Source organism: Nostoc sp. FACHB-892, assembly GCF_014698795.1.
Taxonomy (GTDB): domain Bacteria; phylum Cyanobacteriota; class Cyanobacteriia; order Cyanobacteriales; family Nostocaceae; genus Nostoc.
Map to the genome: position 1 here is coordinate 1 of NZ_JACJTR010000046.1, position 18,142 is coordinate 18,142.

General features: G+C 40.1%; 19 protein-coding genes and 1 pseudogene. 12 read left to right on the forward strand and 8 right to left on the reverse strand.

All coding sequences use genetic code 11. The annotated features are described in order from the left end of the window. Nucleotides 1-129: 129 nt before the first annotated feature. From H6G96_RS33095 to leuB, 3 genes and pseudogenes are all read right to left on the reverse strand, one after another. Nucleotides 130-582, reverse strand: a pseudogene (locus tag H6G96_RS33095) (prepilin peptidase); the annotation flags it as partial. A 151-nt stretch (nucleotides 583-733) separates the two neighbouring features. Next, the gene (locus tag H6G96_RS33100) at nucleotides 734-994 is read right to left on the reverse strand and encodes a hypothetical protein (protein WP_190917573.1); all 261 of its coding nucleotides are present in this window, start codon (nucleotides 992-994) and stop codon (nucleotides 734-736) included. 90 nt (nucleotides 995-1,084) lie between these two features. Continuing rightward, on the reverse strand, nucleotides 1,085-2,173 hold the full coding sequence (leuB, locus tag H6G96_RS33105; protein ID WP_190917575.1) for a 3-isopropylmalate dehydrogenase: 1,089 nt from the start codon (nucleotides 2,171-2,173) through the stop codon (nucleotides 1,085-1,087). Between the two features lie 60 nt (nucleotides 2,174-2,233). On the opposite strand from leuB, the gene H6G96_RS33110 reads away from it, so the two are divergent. Both H6G96_RS33110 and H6G96_RS33115 read left to right on the forward strand, forming a co-directional pair. Then, nucleotides 2,234-2,695 carry a PIN domain-containing protein gene (locus H6G96_RS33110; RefSeq protein ID WP_190917577.1) on the forward strand — a complete coding sequence of 154 codons (462 nt, stop codon included), beginning with the start codon at nucleotides 2,234-2,236 and terminating at the stop codon, nucleotides 2,693-2,695. After that, the gene (locus H6G96_RS33115) at nucleotides 2,679-2,903 is read left to right on the forward strand and encodes a hypothetical protein (protein WP_190917579.1); all 225 of its coding nucleotides are present in this window, start codon (nucleotides 2,679-2,681) and stop codon (nucleotides 2,901-2,903) included. Before H6G96_RS33110 ends, H6G96_RS33115 begins: the two co-directional genes overlap by 17 nt. 115 nt (nucleotides 2,904-3,018) lie before the next feature. Here H6G96_RS33115 and H6G96_RS33120 read toward each other — a convergent pair whose 3' ends face one another. Further along, on the reverse strand, nucleotides 3,019-3,627 hold the full coding sequence (locus tag H6G96_RS33120) for a hypothetical protein (protein WP_190917581.1): 609 nt from the start codon (nucleotides 3,625-3,627) through the stop codon (nucleotides 3,019-3,021). Between the two features lie 233 nt (nucleotides 3,628-3,860). Here H6G96_RS33120 and H6G96_RS33125 point away from each other — a divergent pair, with 233 nt between their 5' ends. The 4 genes from H6G96_RS33125 (at nucleotide 3,861) to purT (ending at nucleotide 8,528) form a co-directional block, all read left to right on the forward strand. Then, a complete protein-coding gene (locus H6G96_RS33125; protein WP_190917582.1) occupies nucleotides 3,861-4,811 on the forward strand; it encodes an ABC transporter ATP-binding protein in 951 nt (316 codons plus the stop codon). 44 nt (nucleotides 4,812-4,855) lie between these two features. Next, entirely contained in the window at nucleotides 4,856-6,613 is a 1,758-nt protein-coding gene (locus tag H6G96_RS33130; protein ID WP_190917585.1) for an ABC transporter permease, read from the forward strand. A gap of 203 nt (nucleotides 6,614-6,816) precedes the next feature. Further along, nucleotides 6,817-7,299: a pentapeptide repeat-containing protein gene (locus H6G96_RS33135; protein ID WP_190917587.1), complete on the forward strand. Its 483-nt coding sequence runs from the start codon at nucleotides 6,817-6,819 to the stop codon at nucleotides 7,297-7,299. A 65-nt stretch (nucleotides 7,300-7,364) separates the two neighbouring features. Further along, nucleotides 7,365-8,528 carry a formate-dependent phosphoribosylglycinamide formyltransferase gene (gene purT / locus H6G96_RS33140; protein WP_190917589.1) on the forward strand — a complete coding sequence of 388 codons (1,164 nt, stop codon included), beginning with the start codon at nucleotides 7,365-7,367 and terminating at the stop codon, nucleotides 8,526-8,528. Nucleotides 8,529-8,565: 37 nt separating this feature from the next. Here the strand turns inward: purT and crtH are convergent, their stop codons facing one another. After that, nucleotides 8,566-10,056 (reverse strand): carotenoid isomerase, encoded by a 1,491-nt coding sequence (gene crtH / locus H6G96_RS33145; protein ID WP_190917591.1) that lies wholly within the window; start codon nucleotides 10,054-10,056, stop codon nucleotides 8,566-8,568. Between the two features lie 371 nt (nucleotides 10,057-10,427). Between crtH and upp the strand changes: the two genes are divergently transcribed. From upp to H6G96_RS33160, 3 genes are all read left to right on the forward strand, one after another. After that, nucleotides 10,428-11,078 (forward strand): uracil phosphoribosyltransferase, encoded by a 651-nt coding sequence (gene upp, locus H6G96_RS33150; RefSeq protein WP_190917593.1) that lies wholly within the window; start codon nucleotides 10,428-10,430, stop codon nucleotides 11,076-11,078. 76 nt (nucleotides 11,079-11,154) lie between these two features. Continuing rightward, nucleotides 11,155-11,508 carry a hypothetical protein gene (locus tag H6G96_RS33155; protein ID WP_190917595.1) on the forward strand — a complete coding sequence of 118 codons (354 nt, stop codon included), beginning with the start codon at nucleotides 11,155-11,157 and terminating at the stop codon, nucleotides 11,506-11,508. A gap of 129 nt (nucleotides 11,509-11,637) precedes the next feature. Then, nucleotides 11,638-11,895 carry a YggT family protein gene (locus H6G96_RS33160; protein WP_190729636.1) on the forward strand — a complete coding sequence of 86 codons (258 nt, stop codon included), beginning with the start codon at nucleotides 11,638-11,640 and terminating at the stop codon, nucleotides 11,893-11,895. A gap of 284 nt (nucleotides 11,896-12,179) precedes the next feature. On the opposite strand, the gene H6G96_RS33165 is transcribed toward H6G96_RS33160, so the two are convergent. Continuing rightward, a complete protein-coding gene (locus H6G96_RS33165) occupies nucleotides 12,180-13,562 on the reverse strand; it encodes a cytochrome P450 (RefSeq protein WP_190917640.1) in 1,383 nt (460 codons plus the stop codon). A 189-nt stretch (nucleotides 13,563-13,751) separates the two neighbouring features. Between H6G96_RS33165 and H6G96_RS33170 the strand changes: the two genes are divergently transcribed. Then, nucleotides 13,752-14,384, forward strand: a complete 633-nt coding sequence (locus H6G96_RS33170; RefSeq protein WP_190917597.1) for an AAA family ATPase — start codon at nucleotides 13,752-13,754, stop codon at nucleotides 14,382-14,384. A gap of 2 nt (nucleotides 14,385-14,386) precedes the next feature. Beyond that, complete coding sequence (locus H6G96_RS33175) at nucleotides 14,387-15,133, forward strand: hypothetical protein (protein WP_190917600.1); 747 nt, start codon at nucleotides 14,387-14,389, stop codon at nucleotides 15,131-15,133. 119 nt (nucleotides 15,134-15,252) lie between these two features. Here the strand turns inward: H6G96_RS33175 and H6G96_RS33180 are convergent, their stop codons facing one another. Both H6G96_RS33180 and H6G96_RS33185 read right to left on the reverse strand, forming a co-directional pair. Continuing rightward, nucleotides 15,253-16,272: an acyltransferase family protein gene (locus tag H6G96_RS33180; protein WP_190917602.1), complete on the reverse strand. Its 1,020-nt coding sequence runs from the start codon at nucleotides 16,270-16,272 to the stop codon at nucleotides 15,253-15,255. Nucleotides 16,273-16,591: 319 nt separating this feature from the next. After that, a complete protein-coding gene (locus tag H6G96_RS33185) occupies nucleotides 16,592-17,479 on the reverse strand; it encodes an alpha/beta hydrolase (RefSeq protein ID WP_190917604.1) in 888 nt (295 codons plus the stop codon). A gap of 305 nt (nucleotides 17,480-17,784) precedes the next feature. Between H6G96_RS33185 and H6G96_RS33190 the strand changes: the two genes are divergently transcribed. Then, nucleotides 17,785-18,096, forward strand: a complete 312-nt coding sequence (locus tag H6G96_RS33190; protein ID WP_190917606.1) for a BMC domain-containing protein — start codon at nucleotides 17,785-17,787, stop codon at nucleotides 18,094-18,096. The last annotated feature ends 46 nt before the right edge of the window (nucleotides 18,097-18,142 follow it).

An 18,142-nucleotide genomic window follows, 5' to 3' on the forward strand; every position in this document is an offset into this window, starting at 1 on the left:
AGTTTTATCTTGCTCTCTAGTCAGAAATACCCTTAAACGGCTGCCCATATCGCTGTTACCTTTGTAGACACATTGTACGTATTTACTTATCTTTACATAGTTTGGTTTTTTCACCTTGTTCTACTTACCCTCTGATAGATAACCAAGCATCATTTGGAATAAAATTCCTATCACTAAACCCGATTGAGTAAGTGGATTGGGTAGGGTCATTGTATCTAGGTCAATGAGCGATAGCGCCAATAACCAACTACAAAAAGCCCAATAGCCTATTGTTAAAATCGAAACTTGAAATACCAAGAAAACCAATAAAAAAATTATGCCCGTTACCCCTTCTACCACAGGATAACGGACAGAAATTTTGCTTTTGCAATATCGACACCGCCCTCTTAACGAAATCCAGCCGAATACTGGTACATTGTCATAAGCTTTTAGCTGGTTTAAGCAATGGGGACAACGAGAAGGCGGCCAAAGAATTGACAGCCCAGCAGGTAGTCGATAAACAATAACGTTGATAAAGCTGCCAATAGATGCACCCAAAGCAAAGACTATTACACTCGCCAGGACGGCGAACAAAATGTCCATACAGTCATTTGTCCTTTGTCATTTATCCTGTGTCATTTGTCGTTTATCTTTTGTCTTTTGTCATTAGTCATTTGTCCTTTGTCGAGAACTAATGACTAATGACTAATGACTAACGACCAATGACCAATGACCAATGACCAATGACCAATGACTAATACATGTGCGATTCAATTTGATTTAAGGGTACAAAACATTCTTGAGGTAAAAGAACTGGTTGGTTAGTAAAAATAACCTTACCTCGAAGAGTCACACGATTAATTGCTACACCGGAAGGTTGCCCAGCTATTTCGGGATGTACTTCACAGTGAATATAGTATATTTGCCCAGCGGCTCTGATTACGGCGGGATCAATCAAAGGCGATTGGTTTTTTGGGGCGGTAAAATTTACTTGACCTTGTCGTAATGCGTACACTATCGACTGTTATTAAATTGCTAGATTTCCCTTTAGTCTACCCGAAACTTATAGCAAAGGTTGCCAAATTGCCCAAGTTGCATGATTTAATTATTTTCCTTCAAGAGCTAAAATCAGTGCATCGCCCATAGCGCGGCAACCTAAAAGGTTTTTTCCTGGAGAAATTATATCCCCAGTGCGATCGCCTTGTTCTAAAACTTGCAATACGGCTTCTTCAATGTTATCTGCTGCTTTTGGCTGGTCTAAAGCGTAGCGCAACATCATCGCTGCACTCAAAACCTGTGCCAGAGGGTTAGCTTTATCAAGTCCAGCAATATCTGGGGCAGAACCGTGGACTGGTTCAAACACACCAGGCCCAGAAGCGCCCAAACTAGCTGAGGGTAACATTCCAATACTACCTGTAAGCATGGCGGCAGCATCAGAGAGAATATCGCCAAACAAATTGCCTGTAACTATGGTGTCGAATTGCTTTGGAGCGCGTACTAACTGCATAGCAGCATTATCTACATATAAATGAGAGAGTTCGATATCTGGATATTCGGTACTAAGTTGGGTGATGCGATCGCGCCACAACTGAGATACTTCTAATACGTTCGCTTTATCTACCGAACAAAGTTTTCCGCCGCGTTTTTTTGCCGCTTCAAACGCCACGCGCCCAATACGTTCAATTTCAGACTCAGTGTAAACCATTGTATTTACACCACGTTTCTCACCAGTTTCTGTGGCAAAAATCCCTTTGGGTTTACCGAAGTAAATCCCACCTGTGAGTTCACGCACCACCATAATATCCACGCCTTCCACAACTTCCCGCTTCAAAGTCGAGGCATCGATTAGCTGGGGCAAAATTTTCGCTGGGCGCAAATTGGCAAATAATCCTAAACCTGCACGTAGTCCTAACAAACCTGCTTCTGGGCGTAAATTGGATGGCAAGGAATCCCACTTATAACCACCAATCGCAGCAAGCAACACAGCATCACTGTTACGGCAAGTATCTAGAGTAGCAGATGGTAGGGGTTCACCTGTAGCGTCAATTGCTGCACCACCAATGAGGGCTTCTTGGAATTCAAACTTCAAATCAAATTGCTTCCCTACGACTTTCAGCACATCTACCGCCACTGCCATAATTTCAGGGCCAATGCCATCGCCGGGGAGTAGAGTAATGCGGTAGTTCTGGGTCATAGCTGATTATTACTAGGTAAATGCTTGCAGATTAAATATCATACCTAGCAAAATGTACCTATGGAGTTTTTAATTTATTTAGATGTATGTTGTCTGAATCGCCCTTTTGATGACCAGACACAAGAACGGATTTTTTTAGAAGCTGAGGCGGTAAGGCTGATTTTGGCTCGTTGTCAGAGTGGTGAATGGCAAATGCTTGTAAGTGACGCCATTGATAATGAACTTAAACGTACTCCAGACACTGATAGAAAACGACAGATGAAGCTTTGGACTGGTTCTGTAATCATCAAAGTAAGTTTGACTGAACAGGTTAAATCTCGTGCAAGAGAACTGAATGAATTAGGGTTTAAAAATTATGATGCTTTGCATATCGCTTGTGCAGAAGTAGGAAATGCGGATATTCTGCTAACCACTGATGATAGAATGTTGCGTTTGGCAGCAAGGTGCAGGAACTTGTTACAAGTAAAAGTAGAAAACCCACTTCATTGGGTAATGGAGGTGACAGATGATAGACGTGACTAAACTTTCTCAGGCTGAGATTAGGCGACTAGGAATAGAAGCCCTGACTAAGGCTCTTGGTCCTGCTGGAATGGCGCGATTTATGCAGCAATTTGAGATGGGTAGTGGAGACTATACGCGAGATAGAGATCAAATATTAGGAGATATCACTCTTGAAGAAATCTTCGTCAGTATTGAGGAAGGGCGACAACAGCATGATAGATGTGAGTAAGTTGACTCAGACGCGAGAACAGCATAAGCAAGACCAAAAGTATAAAAAAACTGTTATCTAGTAGCGATCGCTTAGACTTAACAATCCAGATAATCGCTACAAATACCACCTTACTTTATAACCTTTTCCAAGTATGGATGAAGGCAACCACTGAATATCCGCAAGCATTCATCATTACCCCATTTACCGTACCACCAACCGCCGACCCGATAAAAGGCATCATTGTTGCTACGTTGACTAAAGTTTTCTCGCCTGCTTTGGAGATTAGCTGAATTCCTAAAGCTTTGTTTATCTCAGCAAAAGTTTTACCAGGAATGGAGATTAAAGTTTTTTGAATAGCTTGTGATCCCACTTGAGTTCCTAATTGATTAGCCAGTTCACATACACTCACTCCAGCCGCAGCAGCTAAAACTAGTAGTTGTGCAGATTCGCTTCTTGTATCAATACCATAAAGGGCAAAAAGAGCTGATGCTAGTCTTACCTTGGAATACAACGTAATAGCAATATCAGTGGGTATTCCGGCTAGCCCTATGAATCCACTGAAAATACCGTTGCCTACCGACCAAGCGGTTGACTCTAATATCATCAGGTTTGCAATATTATCTCTATTACCTACCCAATAAAAATTGTTGGCAAAAGATAATCCCCATTGCCTACCATCTTCAATAGCATAAGCAATAGCTTGCGCGATCGCAGGCATATTCATAATTGATTCAAAATCCATACAGGTTTTACCTAATTAACTGAGAAAACATAGAGATTTCTAGCTTTAGTATTCCCCTGTAGCAAAACTTAATAATTGCTATTGTTTAAAACTTTAGTGAAGATAGTGGTAAATAATGCCCATGACTAAAAGCAGCTTTATATAAAGCCAGTTTCAATTTCCGAAACCAGCCTGACAGAAGTTGTAGAAAAAGGTTAGGTTAACTGTTAATCACAAGCCGCACCCCAGCAGCGATGGTAAAAGAATTAGCAATTTGCACCCGTGGACTAACTAAGCAATTCGACCGACACGTTGCTGTCAATGATGTTGATTTAGAAATCCAGGCGGGGGAAGTATATGGACTAATTGGGCCCAATGGCGCGGGTAAAACAACTCTCATCCGAATGTTGGCAACTGCTGAGGAACCAACTACGGGTGAGATTTATATTAATGGCGATCGCTTACTCCGTGACAAGAGTAATCCCAAACTTAAGCGTCGTCTTGGCTACTTACCCGATGACTACCCACTGTATGAGGATCTGACAGTCTGGGATTACCTAGATTATTTTGCGCGTCTCTATCGTTTACGAGAACCACGCCGCACTCAACGCTTACATGAAGTTTTAGAACTAATCCAACTTGGTAATAAACGCAATAGTCGCATTTCTACCCTGTCGAGGGGAATGAAACAGCGCTTAAGTTTAGCGCGAACCATAATCCACGAACCGATTTTACTACTCCTAGATGAACCTGTTTCTGGGCTTGATCCTATTGCTAGGATGCACTTTCGTGAAATCATCAAGGCTTTGCAAGAAGCTGGGATGACTGTAATCATTTCTTCCCACGTTCTCAGTGATTTAGCTGAACTCTGTACTTCTGTGGGAATTATGGAACTTGGCTTTTTGGTAGAAAGTACCTCTTTACAGCAACTTTATCAACGTCTTGCCCATCAGCAAATTGTGATATCAACTCTGGGGAACCTAGAAGCACTATTAAGGGAATTAAAACATCATCATTTAGTAGAAGAGTGGGAGGTGATATCAGGGAAAAACAGCGTCCGGGTGAATTTTTCGGGCAAAGATGAAGATAGTGCTGAGTTGTTGCGATCGCTCATTAAAGCAGGGATTCCCCTGACTGATTTTCACTGCACACAAGAAGACTTAGAAACTATTTTCTTAAAATTAGGTCACAAACAAGCATCTTGATTCGTCAATAAATATCACTCCCCATTTTTGGAGAACTTTTTCCTATGATGGTCAATTTAGTAGACAAAATCGGCGATTGGAATCCGCAACTATTCCGAGAACTCAAAGGACGGCTGAAATTTTTTAATGTCGCGATCGCAGTTGCTACATCTCTACTTCTACAAATGGTAGTTTTTCTATATCAATTACGCGAGTTTCCTAATGATGAATACTCGCTAACTGCTACATACTGTCGTTTGCGCCAATTATATGAACCGCGCCAAAACCAGCTTTACCAGCAATCAAATCAAACTAAAATTGATGATTTTAATTATTTCCTCTCAAAGAACTTTTGTCCGGCAAATGAAATTGATTGGCAGTTGTGGTGGCGAGATCACTGGGAATATATATTCCTCTCTTTGAGTGTAATTTTTGTATTTACCCTCTTAGTTGCAGGAACTTATTTGCTCATCAATGATTTAGTTAAAGAAGAAACTCGCGGTACGCTGAATTTTATCCGTCTCAGTCCTCAATCAGAAACAAGTATATTGACTGGGAAGTTGGTAGGGGTTCCGAGTTTAATTTATCTCGTTCTCTTAGCAGCAATTCCTTTACACTTGTGGGCTGGAAATTCTGCCGGAATTACCTTTAGTTACATTTTGAGTTACTACGCAATTCTTGCAGCTAGCTGTATTTTCTTCTACAGCACCGCGTTAGCATTTGGTTTAGTAAGCCGTTGGTTTAGCGGTTTTCAACCTTGGTTAGGTAGCGGTGCAGTTTTGCTTTTCTTGTTCATAACAATACAATTTGCATCGTATTCTAGCAACGGTTTAAATAATTCAACTGCTTGGTTAAGGCTTTTCGCCCCTTGGGATACAATCAATTATCTTTTCCCTAACTTGACACGTATATATAATGGCTCTCAAGTGAAAAACTTGGAGTTTTTCTTTTTACCATTAGGGGAAAATATTGTTAGTGTTGTTAGTTTCCATTTGTTAAACTTGGGATTGTGCAGTTATGGAATATTACAAGCTCTAAAACGTTGCTTTCGTAATCCTCAAGCTTCAATCATCAGCAAGGGACAAAGTTATTTATTAGTAGCTTTTTGCCAGGTGATGATCTGGGGATTTAGCTTACAAAATTGGCAAAATAGTTCCAACTTTTACGGACAGTTTGAGCCAAATTTAATTTTTCTGGCAATATACAACTTGGGGTTAATTTTCAGTTTGATTGCTATTCTTTCCCCTCATCGTCAAGATGTACAAGATTGGGCAAGATATCGACATCAGGAAGTTTCTAGCCGCAAGAGTGTTTGGCAGGATCTAATTTGGGCTGAAAAAAGCCCTGCACTTGTGGCGATCGCTATTAATCTGGTAATTGTTATTATCCCTTTGCTAGTCTGGATTTTAATTACATCTGTTTTCTATACAGACAATTGGCTAAATAGTAATATTGGCGCGTTTAAAGTACTTTTAGCTGTAGCTTTGTCTGTCAGCATAATCATGATTTATGCTACAATTGCCCAATTAATACTTTTGCAAAAAACTCCCAAACGTTCTTTCTGGGCAATAGGTACTATAGGCGTGGTATCGTTCTTACCACCAATGATTCTAGGATTTCTTGGCATATCCTCGTGGAAGTATCCTACTGTATGGCTGTTTTCAACTTTTCCTTGGGCTGCAATACAATACTCTGGAGCAACAACAATTTTTATGGCATTCCTAGCTGAGTTGAGTGTTCTAGCGTTGTTAAACTTCCAGTTAACAAAACAGGTGAGATTAGCAGGCGAATCTGCTACAAAAGCACTATTAGCAGGACGCTAGTACCGCAAGGCAGAAGTCAAAAATCAAAAGTCAAAATGAATACAACATAGGCGTTTAGTTGATTTAGAATGGGTTGTTTATTTCCGCCACGCTGTACTAAATAAGTAATTATCTATTAGAACCCCGATTTGTTTGAGAAGTCGGGGTTCTTGCATTAAGGTTAAACTTTTCATTAGCATAAGTATCATTACAATTTGACAATAATGCTAAATCTGCCAACTCAAGGCCTACGCCATACAGCCATTGAGTTTTTAGAACAAAGTTCTTCACAACGTCTACAGATTCTTAAGCAACTTGGTATAGCTCGTTATGAGTTTTTAATCAAAATGCGACTAAATGAAGCAAATATAATCTGTATAATGCGGTTTTTTGAATATCCCAATCAGGTAAAGTTTCCTAATCTTATTGGAGCAGATTTATCTGGTTTAGTTTTAGATGATGTAAACTTCATTCGAGGGAATTTGTCAGGTGCAAATCTACAAGGTAGTAGTTTAGTCAATGCAGACCTCTTATTTGCAAATTTTACGAAAGCTGACTTGAGAAATGCCGATTTACGAGGTGCAACTCTTAACGAGACTATTTGGTTAGAGACTTTAGTAGATAATTGTCAACTTGGCGTAGGTACTGGTTTAACTCAGCTGCAACGTCAAGATTTACAACTACGCGGAGCTAGATTTAATTCTTAAAGAAATGATAATTAAAACACACAAAATTATAAGATTATTAAATTGAGATTGACGTGGATAAGTTAATGAGTATTAAGTTGCCCCAAAAATTGATGTTGCTGGGTTCAGGAGAGCTAGGCAAAGAATTTGCGATCGCTGCTCAACGTCTTGGTAATTATGTAATTGCTGTTGACCGCTACACCAATGCTCCCGCGATGCAAGTTGCTGATGCTTATGAAGTTATTTCTATGCTCAGTGCTGATGATTTAGAAGCTGTAGTGAGAAAACACCAGCCAGATATTATTATACCAGAAATTGAAGCGATCAGAACAGAAAAACTGATCGAATTTGAACAGCGAGGGATTACAGTTATACCGACTGCGGCTGCTACTAACTATACAATGAATCGCGACAGAATTAGAGAACTAGCGCATCAAGAATTAGGCATCAGAACAGCTAAATATGGTTATGCTACAACTTTAGAAGAATTGATTAAAGTTTCTGATGAAATTGGGTTTGCTAATGTTGTTAAACCTGTGATGTCATCATCTGGTAAAGGTCAGTCTGTAGTACAGGATAAAAGTGAAGTTGATAAGGCTTGGAATTATGCGATTGCTAATTCTAGAGGTGATAGTCAAAAAGTCATTGCAGAAGAATTTATTAACTTTGAAATTGAGATAACTTTACTAACAATTAAACAGTGGAATGCACCAACAATCTTCTGTTCCCCTATTGGGCATCGCCAAGAAAGAGGTGATTATCAAGAATCATGGCAACCCGCAGAAATTTCTGACGACAAGATATTAAAAGCTCAAGAAATAGCCATAAAAGTTACTGATGCTTTAGGAGGAGCCGGAATTTTTGGTGTTGAATTTTTCATTACCAAAGACGAAGTGATTTTTTCTGAACTTTCTCCCCGACCTCACGATACAGGAATGGTGACATTAATCTCACAAAATCTCAATGAATTTGAACTACATTTAAGAGCTATTTTAGGCTTGCCAATTCCTCATATAGAACAGCTAGGAGCATCAGCTAGTGCCGTCATTCTAGCTTCCGAAAAATCTGATTCTATTGCTTTTAGTGGTGTAGCCGATGCTTTGTCAGAAAAAGATGTAGATATTAGATTATTTGGTAAACCTAATGCTCATCCATATCGGCGAATGGGCGTAGCTTTAGCGAAAGATGTTGATGTCCAAAAGGCTAGGGAAAAAGCTACGAAAGCAGCCAATAAAATCACAATTATCTAATCTAATATCGATTCAAAAGCAACCCAAGCCTATTGCGTTAAAATCCTAAATCTACGGCAATTCGGTGGGCGCAAGCAAACCCAGAAAAAGCAACTGCATTCAATCCTTGACCTGGAAAGGTGCTGTCCCCTACACAATAAAGTCCTGGAATAACTGTGCGATTAAAGGGCATACTTAATAACCCCCGCAACTTGCGCCGGGGAATTGGCCCATAAGTGCCATCCTGACGACCTAAAAAGCGGCGATGGGTGCGGGGTGTCCCCACCTCCAGATAATCCAATCCAGCATCTAAGCCTGAAAAAATCTTCTCTAGGCGGTCAATAATTCGCCAAGCCGCCTTTTCTTTCTTCGCTTCGTACTCACTCGGAGAAAGTTTTTGCCAATCATCAATCCAGTGAGGAGTAAAAGCATGAATGATGTGATATCCACTTGGTGCTAAATCTGGGTCAAGCAAGGTGGGAATCGATACAAAAACTGTGCCTTCTGCTGCTGTCATCTTTTCCCAATCTTCCAGCAAAATATGGTGGCACTCTGTCCCCGCAGGTAAAACTGACTCTTTTACCCCGATATGCAAACTCAAGAAGCTGGGAGATTTTTGATAATTCTGTTGCCATTTTTTCTCATTATCTGGCATTTCTTCTGCTGGTAGTAATTGTTCAAATGTATCCCAGCGTGTAGCATTAGAAACTATGCGTTTACCGTGATATACTTCACCATTCGCCAGTTGCACACCAATCGCTTTCCCGTGTTCTGTAAGAATTTTCGTGACTTTAGCTTGGTATTGAATCTTACCTCCAGCTTTCTCTAGACCGTCCACCAGTTTTTGAGCAATTTGTCCCACCCCACCTTTAGGATAGTTAACTCCGCCATAATGCCTGTCAGAAAAGACCATCCCAGCATTAATCATTGGTGTCATGTCTGATGGAACTACCGACCAGCAATAACATTCCATATCAATAAATTTCAATAATTGCTGGTCTTTAATGTAACGCCGCGCCACATCTCCGGCATTTTGGGGCAGATACTTAGCTAAACCGAGACACGCCAAAGGATGCTGGAAAAATACTCTCAGTAAATACCGAGGTTCTTCCAGCGACAGCAAATCCATGCTGTTGAGATACTTGAATACTTTTTGGCATTCGTCATAAAAGCGACGAATCCCCTTTTCTTCATGGGGAAAATGAGCAGTAAGATTTTGCAAAAATTTTTCATAAACCCGGTCAACCTTCAGGTCTAGACCTTGGGGTAAGTGATAGTGAATCTGTACCGGATCTGCGATCGCTTCTTGGCTAACATTCACAGCTGACAAAGCGCGGGTGAGTAAGTTAGTAGTGCCATTTTGTCCCAATCCAAAAATCATTGATGCGCCAACATCGAATCGATAGCCTTGGCGTTCAAAATAACCAGCGCTACCACCTGGAATTAAATAACGTTCTAATACCAGCACTTTCGCTCCCTTCGCTGCTAACTGAGTTGCTGTTACTAATCCGCCAATCCCAGATCCAATTACGATCGCGTCATTTGTCATTTGTCATTTGTCCTTTGTAATGAGCGTATCGCTAAAGCGAAAGCTGCGCGAACGTAGAAAAAAAAGTATTTGTTTTTTATCTAGAGTCAATCAATATTTAATTTAACTAATGACCAATGACAAAGGACAAATGACTAATCAAAAAAAAGAGGGACGAGCCTGCTACTGCTGACTAATCCCGTCTGCCGATCCTTAAAAGAGAGGAGAACACTGTATAACAATATAGCCTTGATTGAGAATTAATGTCAACTATTAATGAAAATTTTTATCAATAAAATTGATAGCGTCAATTATTAGCTGTCAGCCGGATGCAGGAAAGAGTATTATGGTGTTTCAGTTCTTATACAATCAAAAAGCCCCTATTTCTGGCTATGACGCTACAATTGCGCGTTTATGTTCCACCCCATCCCCTGATCAAACACTGGCTGGCAGTTGCCCGTGATGCAGGCACTCCTTCAGTATTATTTCGCAGTGCCATGACTGAGTTGGGAAGATGGCTGACTTATGAAGCTGCGCGAGACTGGTTGCCGACCCAAGAAACAGTGGTGCAAAGTCCCTTAGATACCTGTCCGGCAACCGTGATTGATCCGCAGATCCCAGTAGCAGTAGTGCCGATTCTGCGGGCTGGACTAGGATTACTTGAGGGAGCGCAGACTTTACTGCCTTTAGCTTCGATTTACCATCTTGGCTTGGCGCGAGACGAAGAAACCCTGCAACCTCATTGTTATCTGAACAAGTTACCAGAAAAATTTGACCCTCAAACACGAGTGTTAATTACCGATCCAATGTTGGCAACAGGAGGGTCGATCATGGCGACAATGGCAGAATTGACACAACGGGGCGCTGATCCAGGTTTGACCCGGATTGTTTGTGTAGTGGCGGCTCCACCAGCTTTACAAAAACTGAGTGCGGCTTATCCAGGTCTAATAATTTACACTGCTACTATTGACGAAACACTTAACAGCAAGGGATATATTGTACCGGGATTAGGAGATGCAGGCGATCGCATCTTTGGGACTTAAGCTAGTATGCAGCTAGGGCAGGAAAATAGCATAACTACTGTATAAAGTTGCAAGGTTTGTTGAAGGCGGTAAAGATATGAGTCAGCGTGATGGTTTTGCCAGTGGTTTTTTAGCAGGGGCATTTGTTGGTGGCGTATTTGGCGGTGTCATAGGAGCAGTGATTGCTTCTCGACGCGATCCAGAGTTGCTAGCAGAGGAGGATACAGAACTGACGGATAGTCAAATCGAAGCGAAGAAAGTAGCAGCAAAGCGACGTCAGATGAAAGCCTCAGAAAGCGAGAGCATTGGCATAGAAACGGCTAGGCGATCGCTAGAAGATAAAATTGCCCAGCTAAATGCCACAATTGATGATGTGCGAAAGCAACTGGGAAATGTTAATGGCGGTTCACCCCAAGCAAGCAATGATCGCTCCCTCACTAAAGACTCCTGAGGTATGTTCAGGCGTGGTGAAAATGTCAAGTGTGGTAAGTGCTAAATCCGCGAACACCATGACATGGACTAAATTAAAATTATTAAAGATAAGACCGCATTTGACACTTAGTAGTAGGAAAAGCTATCCATGAGTTTACTCATTACGACACTAATTACCTTTGTCACCTTTTATAGCTATTTGCTAATTATCCGGGTTTTGTTGACCTGGTTTCCGCAAATCAACTGGTATAATCAGCCATTTGCTGCTTTAGCCCAGATAACCGACCCTTATTTGAATCTATTCCGCTCAATTATTCCCCCATTAGGCGGTATGGATTTTTCTCCAATCTTAGCTTTCTTCGCGCTCAACTTAGCTGGTGGCTTTCTGAGAGCTATTCCTTTTTAATTAGTCTGCCATCTATTCGTACAGGCATTTTGATTAGTACTCCAATAAACACTTTTGTAGAGACGCTTTTAAATTGGCGTCTCTACAATTTTTATGGGCTACGGTGTACACACAAATTAAGCTGATGCGTGCCTAAATTGTATAGTCGTTAACTTGTTGACGGTTAACGGTTATCAGTCATCAATCATCGGTCATCAGCCTTTATCTAAATGTTCAAGTTAAATGCGTAACACCTTATCAAAATAAATCTTAAAGCGGTTGTTGAAAATGGTGCAAAATGTCAGCTAGACTAACGCTGCTGTATTCGCACGCTTAACTTGAGGTGTAGCAACCATCCGCATTCCGGCCGGTGCGGCTATAGTTAACCCACGGCGCACAGGACGCACAGGACGCTTGTTCACTAGCGATAGTTGAAATTCTGACAAAATAGTTGCCAAGACGATTTTCATTTCATACTGGGCAAATGCCAACCCAATACAGCGACGATTACCGCCACCAAAGGGTAAATATTCGTATAGTGAATATTGTCGTTCTAAAAAGCGTTCTGGTTTAAACTGCTTGGATTGTGGGTAGATTTCTTCCCGATGATGCGCTAAATAAATGCTGGGGACTATTGCCGTCCCCTTTGGCAGTTCGTAACCCATAATTTTAATCGGAGCCTTCACAATCCGCACGAAAGCATTCATAGCAATTGGGTAAATTCGCAATGTTTCTTGGCACACTGCTGTCAAATAGGGCAATTTAGCCACACTACTCAAATCGGGGTTAACTCCAATGGTGTTGAGTTCCCGTAGTAACTTCTCATGCACCTCTGGAGAATCATCAATCCAGTAAAAAGCCCATGTTAATGCAGAAGCGGTAGTTTCATGTCCTGCTACTAGCAATGTCATTAACTCATCGTGTAATTCTTCATCTGACATCTCTTGGCCATCGTCGTAACGAGCAGCCATCATCAAACTTAGGATATCTTGGCGATTCTGATCAGATTCAGCCCGACGTTCTCGCAGCAGAGTATAGATAAGTTGATCAATTTTTTGCCGTTTTTGCAAAATCCGACCCCAGGGACTCCACGCACCAAAATCTTTTTGCATGAACCCGAAAAACAAGGTGCTGGACATTAGGGGCGAAGTAATGAAGTCTAGTAAGTCACTTAGCGATCGCCTAAGTTCCTCAAAAAGCTCTCCCTCATCCAAACCAAATACAACCCGTAGGATAACACGCAAAGTAATTTCTTGCATCGACTCGCGGATCTTAAAAGGTTTGCCAATTTGCCATTGATTACTCACCTGTCGGGTTATTGTTTGGATATCCTGACCATAAGCACGCATCCTTTCGCCGTGAAATGGAGGAGCTACTAGTTGCCGTTGGCGCTGGTGGCGATCGCCATCCGCTAACATAAAGGAGCGATCGCCAAGCAAAAATTTTAGTCCTATGTTCCCCCTACCAACCTCAAAATGGCTGGAATCAGCAGTAAAAATCTGCTCCAGTGCTTGGGGTTCACTAAAGTACACAATATGGTTATCAGAGTTACTACTTCTGATAGTAAAAGTGTCGCCATAAATTTTGGCAAAATCATCCGCATATTTCAGTGGCTGATTAATAAATTTGATCATCCGTAGCCAGCGCGGCATTTGAGGCCCATCGGGCAGATTGTAAGTTGCTGTCATCGGAGTTTGGGGAATTGATAGCTTCTGAATTTTATTGTTACGAGTTTTCATGTTTTTGAGGGTCACATAAAGCGGTATATTCTTGTAATAGCAATTTAAAAAATGATTTCGACAAATGGAGCGCCTAAAGCGATTACCACTACCTCTTTCAAAATCTAAAATGGTATAGGGCCGCATCGGAAGTAAGCAGTGCCAAAAATCATCGCTATTCTTAACGGTAAAGGAGGAGTCGGTAAAACGACTACCTCAATAAATCTGGCTGCAAACTTTGCGAAGAAAAAAAAGGTACTGCTGATTGACGCAGATATTCAAGGTTCTGCCAGTTGGTGGTTTGGGCGCAGTCAGCAGGGAATGGGATTTGACTTATCTCAAGAAACAGATCCCACACTTTTAGGTGATTTACAAAAGATAACAGGTTACGATTTAGTAGTAGTAGATACGCCTCCCGCGCTGCGCTCTGAAGCATTAGTGGCGGTAGTTGCGATCGCAGATTATCTAGTTTTGCCTACACCCCCAGCCGCAATGGATTTAGCTATCCTCGTGGAAACAGTGAAGGAAGCCGTCATTCCCGTGGGAACTCCCCATCGGGTACTGCTTACCAAAGTTGATACGCGCAGTATGGGGGAAGCACTAGAAGCAAAAAACACTCTGACTCGATTAGGTATTCCTGCTTGTAATACCTTTATCCGTGCTTATAAGGCTCATGAACGAGCGGCACTTGAGGGTGTAGCGATTAGTCAATGGCGAGGAAGTAATGCACGGGAGGCGGAATTAGACTACCGCCGTGCAGCTGATGAATTACAGCGTGATTGGAGAAAATAATAATGGCTAGGAAACAAAGTCTCTCTGACTTACTACAAGAAGAGGCGCAAAAATTTACACCCCCAGAAGGCGAATCTGCGATTGAAATTACAGCAGAAGAAATTGCTGAACAACAGGCTTCATCTGATGAGGAATCCTCAGCACAAACGCCTGAACCAAATTCTACTAAACGCACAAGCCCAACTAAGGCTGATTTAGAAGCAACTGTCAAAGAGTTGACAACTAATTTAGAAGAAAGCCATAAAAAGGAAGCATCTTTAGAGCAGGAAATTGCTGATTTGCAATCAAAACTATCTAAACAAAAAACATTAGCATCTGAACAAAAATCATTAGCGCAACAAGTAGCAAAAGAACTTGACGAAACAAAAAAAACAGCACTGCAACTAGCAGAAGCTAATTCCAAGCTTATAGAAGAAATTAATGCTTTAAAACAAACAGCAGAAGATAATTCTAAACTTGCTGTAGCTGTAAAAGAAACTAGTGCTATAAAACCCGTAAAAGAACACTACAATCCATATAACTACAAAAAATCACATCTTTCATCAGAAAGACTAGCTCAAAATCAACCAGATGATTATGCTGGTAGTGTTGCAAAAGAAACTAGTGCTATAAAACCAGTAAAAGACCACTACAATCCACTTAACTACAAAAAATCACATCGGTCATCGCAATCACTAGCTCAAAATCAACCACAAAATCAACCAAATGAGTATCCTGAAAGTTCTAATGAGATGTGGTTGCTTGACTAGTAAAGCTTGGTGCAAATCCAGCTACGATTAACCAGACAAGGGGATTTTGCCCCTTGTCAAAGTTAGACAAACTTCTGCCACAATATACTAGAGTCAGTCAATCAGATAAAGCCTACTTTCTAAGTGATAAACTGCTTTAAAGAAGTTAACCTCAATAAATAAATTGAAAAAATAGTAAAAAATACAACAAAAAATCCTTCAATTATAAATATTTTACTCAAAGGAGTTCCGAAAAATCCTGTATTTATGCCAATTTGATAATGTTTAACTAGCAAGAAGAATAAGTATTGCCAATATTTATGTAATGAAAATAAACCAAGAGAGTATTTAGATAATTTTTGTACTAGTAAATTCTCATCTATTTCTTTTCGAGAATAAACATAACAGAAAATAGTTATGGCTCCAAAAATAATGGCAATTCTTCCATAAATGCTTGAGTAATACTCAAATGTACGTAAATAAATGTCATGGAACGAAAACAATATAAATGCAATTAGGTAATAAAATTTGAAATTTAACAATTTTTCAGGAAATTTAACTAAGTAAAAAGCGATGGGAATATAAATAACAAAATTTATTAGCCAATGATAAGGAATGCTCGAATTTAGCAAGCAACAGGCTTCAAAATAAAGTAAACAAAATATTATTACTGTACAAGATATAATTCTTTTTAAAGAATCTGATTTTATGAGTTCATATAAAAAGGCTAAAATTGTCAAGCAAATTAGATTAAATAAAAAATAGAAAACTGAATCACCAACAATTGGTAAGCTTGGTTCTAAACCTATAATGATTTGCCATGAAAAACTAGGTATTTCTCTCGTAGCTATAATAAAAAATACATTTTGAACAATCACCCAAAATAAATAAATTTTAATTAGCTTAGTAATTCTTTTTTTAAAGTATTTTACACCATCTGATTTTTGAAAAAATAAGTAAAGAGAAACAATATAAAATATCGGAACGGCTGTTAAAGATAATTGCAGTTCCAAATCCCTCAAAATTTTAGCAATAACAAATACAATAATATCAGTAGAATCATTTATAAGAAATTGAAATGGTCGTAAATGCCAGATAAAAACAAAAGCAATGCTTAATGCTTTTAAGGTATCCAAGCTATTATTTCTCTCTATTCTCATAGCTTCTCTACAAACTGACTTTTTAGTAAATTTTTAAATCTACTCTATGAACTCCTGTCTGTTTGAAAGACAGGTTTGCGATCGCTCTAGCTACAGAGTTCCCTAAAATTATGTGAAAATAACACTATATAAAGAGAAAAATAGTAGCTTTGACAGAAACCATTAGCAATAAATCAAAAACTTTACAGTTCAGCGTTACAGGAGAACTATTGATACTTATGCTACTTTGATACGTAATCTTGCTGTTTCAACACGTTCTCCCTAAATACATCTAATCAGTTGCAGTAAATGCATCAGTATTCTTGGGTTTGAACTACATTTAAACTCGGAAATCTAAAATATGCTGTGCGGTAATTTGCGGTTGTTCCAGGTGTGGAAGATGGCCACAATTGGGAATCCAGACGAGTTTACTCTGTGGAATTGCTCTTTTAAACCTCATGGCATCCTTAGTACCCAAAATTTTATCGGAATCTCCCCATAAAATTAGCGTCTGTTGCACAATTTGTGATACTTTCTTAAATCTAAAAGCACTGTAACCACCACTTTTAGTGAAAGTAATCAAAGCTTGATTCCAACTGGGCATTTGTAGATGTAATGCGCCACAACATAGAGCATCTAAAGAGGCAAGACTTTGATTTTTATATCCCATACGGGAAACGCGATCGCGTACTTTCAAATTACTCAAAAATTGAGTTGCTAAATAATCCAACGGGGGAAACATTAATTTACTTAATGGTGAACCATTCGCCAACCCCGCACTGTCAATTAACACCAGCTTTTTTACAACTTCCGGGTAAGTCAGCGCCAAATCAATTGCAGTCGCACCCCCCATCGAAGCGCCCACCAAAATTACAGGTTGGTTAATCAGGCTTTTCCAGAAATAATAAAGATGGGTTTTAATCGCAGTTGGGCTATAGGAAATTCCTGAGAGTCTATCTGTAAACCCAAAACCTAACAAATCTACTGCCCACGTTTCATTATCTCCAGAAAGCAGTGGCAAAAGCCGTCGAAATTCTAATACAGAACTGTCAAAGCCGTGAATTAATAAAATAGGAGTTCCACCACTCCCTTGCTTGACATAGGTTGTGGTAACTGGTTGATTAATTAAAGGAGTAGTGATCGCAGCAGTTTGAATACTCCGAGCTAGTGCGATCGAGGCAGATTCTGTCAGTTGCCCAACTGCTTGAGGAAGAAAATTCGGAAACATAAATTTCAGTTTATCGTACTAGCTTGCATCCACGGATCGCTGATTTCGTTCAACAACAAAATTACACAAACTAACAGGTCAAAATATTAATTGTAATACATAAAATATAGACCAGCAGCTATCAAAATATTCTAACTCCTCACTTCCAACTCCTAATTTCTAACTCCTAATTCCTAACTTTCCACTCTCTACTCCCCACTCCTCCAAAAACTATGACATCAAAAAAAGTTTTCCAAAATGTCAAAATTGGGACTAAAGCCACGTACAATTAATATCGCCTATCCCTTAATCCAGGAGCTAATGCCATGCCAATGGCCGTTGGCGTAATTGAAACTTTAGGTTTTCCTAGTGTCTTAGCAGCAGCAGATGCAATGGTCAAAGCTGCCGCAGTCACAATTGTGTATTATGGTCAAGCCGAAAGCGCTCGCTTGTTAGTCGCTGTCCGGGGACACGTTTCTGAAGTAAATAGAGCTGTTGAAGCCGGAATTGTCGCTGGAGAGCAAGTAAAGGTTGGTACAGTAATCACCCATTACATCGTTCCCAATCCTCCGGAAAATGTAGAAACCATATTACCAATCCATTTCACTGAAGAATCAGAACCTTTCCGCATGTTCTAAGCCATTTTGCTATCAAAATTTGTAGCGAAGCTTCGTACAATTAATT

Coding starts and splice junctions, on each gene's coding strand:
- purT (WP_190917589.1), top strand. CDS start 7,365: ATGAGTATTAAGTTGCCCCAAAAATTGATGTTGCTGGGTTCAGGAGAG.
- H6G96_RS33155 (WP_190917595.1), top strand. CDS start 11,155: ATGAGTCAGCGTGATGGTTTTGCCAGTGGTTTTTTAGCAGGGGCATTT.
- H6G96_RS33190 (WP_190917606.1), top strand. CDS start 17,785: ATGCCAATGGCCGTTGGCGTAATTGAAACTTTAGGTTTTCCTAGTGTC.
- H6G96_RS33125 (WP_190917582.1), top strand. CDS start 3,861: ATGGTAAAAGAATTAGCAATTTGCACCCGTGGACTAACTAAGCAATTC.
- H6G96_RS33135 (WP_190917587.1), top strand. CDS start 6,817: ATGCTAAATCTGCCAACTCAAGGCCTACGCCATACAGCCATTGAGTTT.
- H6G96_RS33160 (WP_190729636.1), top strand. CDS start 11,638: ATGAGTTTACTCATTACGACACTAATTACCTTTGTCACCTTTTATAGC.
- H6G96_RS33175 (WP_190917600.1), top strand. CDS start 14,387: ATGGCTAGGAAACAAAGTCTCTCTGACTTACTACAAGAAGAGGCGCAA.
- crtH (WP_190917591.1), bottom strand. CDS start 10,056: ATGACAAATGACGCGATCGTAATTGGATCTGGGATTGGCGGATTAGTA.
- H6G96_RS33120 (WP_190917581.1), bottom strand. CDS start 3,627: ATGGATTTTGAATCAATTATGAATATGCCTGCGATCGCGCAAGCTATT.
- H6G96_RS33130 (WP_190917585.1), top strand. CDS start 4,856: ATGATGGTCAATTTAGTAGACAAAATCGGCGATTGGAATCCGCAACTA.
- H6G96_RS33180 (WP_190917602.1), bottom strand. CDS start 16,272: ATGAGAATAGAGAGAAATAATAGCTTGGATACCTTAAAAGCATTAAGC.
- leuB (WP_190917575.1), bottom strand. CDS start 2,173: ATGACCCAGAACTACCGCATTACTCTACTCCCCGGCGATGGCATTGGC.
- H6G96_RS33165 (WP_190917640.1), bottom strand. CDS start 13,562: ATGACAGCAACTTACAATCTGCCCGATGGGCCTCAAATGCCGCGCTGG.
- H6G96_RS33185 (WP_190917604.1), bottom strand. CDS start 17,479: ATGTTTCCGAATTTTCTTCCTCAAGCAGTTGGGCAACTGACAGAATCT.
- upp (WP_190917593.1), top strand. CDS start 10,428: ATGACGCTACAATTGCGCGTTTATGTTCCACCCCATCCCCTGATCAAA.
- H6G96_RS33115 (WP_190917579.1), top strand. CDS start 2,679: ATGATAGACGTGACTAAACTTTCTCAGGCTGAGATTAGGCGACTAGGA.
- H6G96_RS33110 (WP_190917577.1), top strand. CDS start 2,234: ATGGAGTTTTTAATTTATTTAGATGTATGTTGTCTGAATCGCCCTTTT.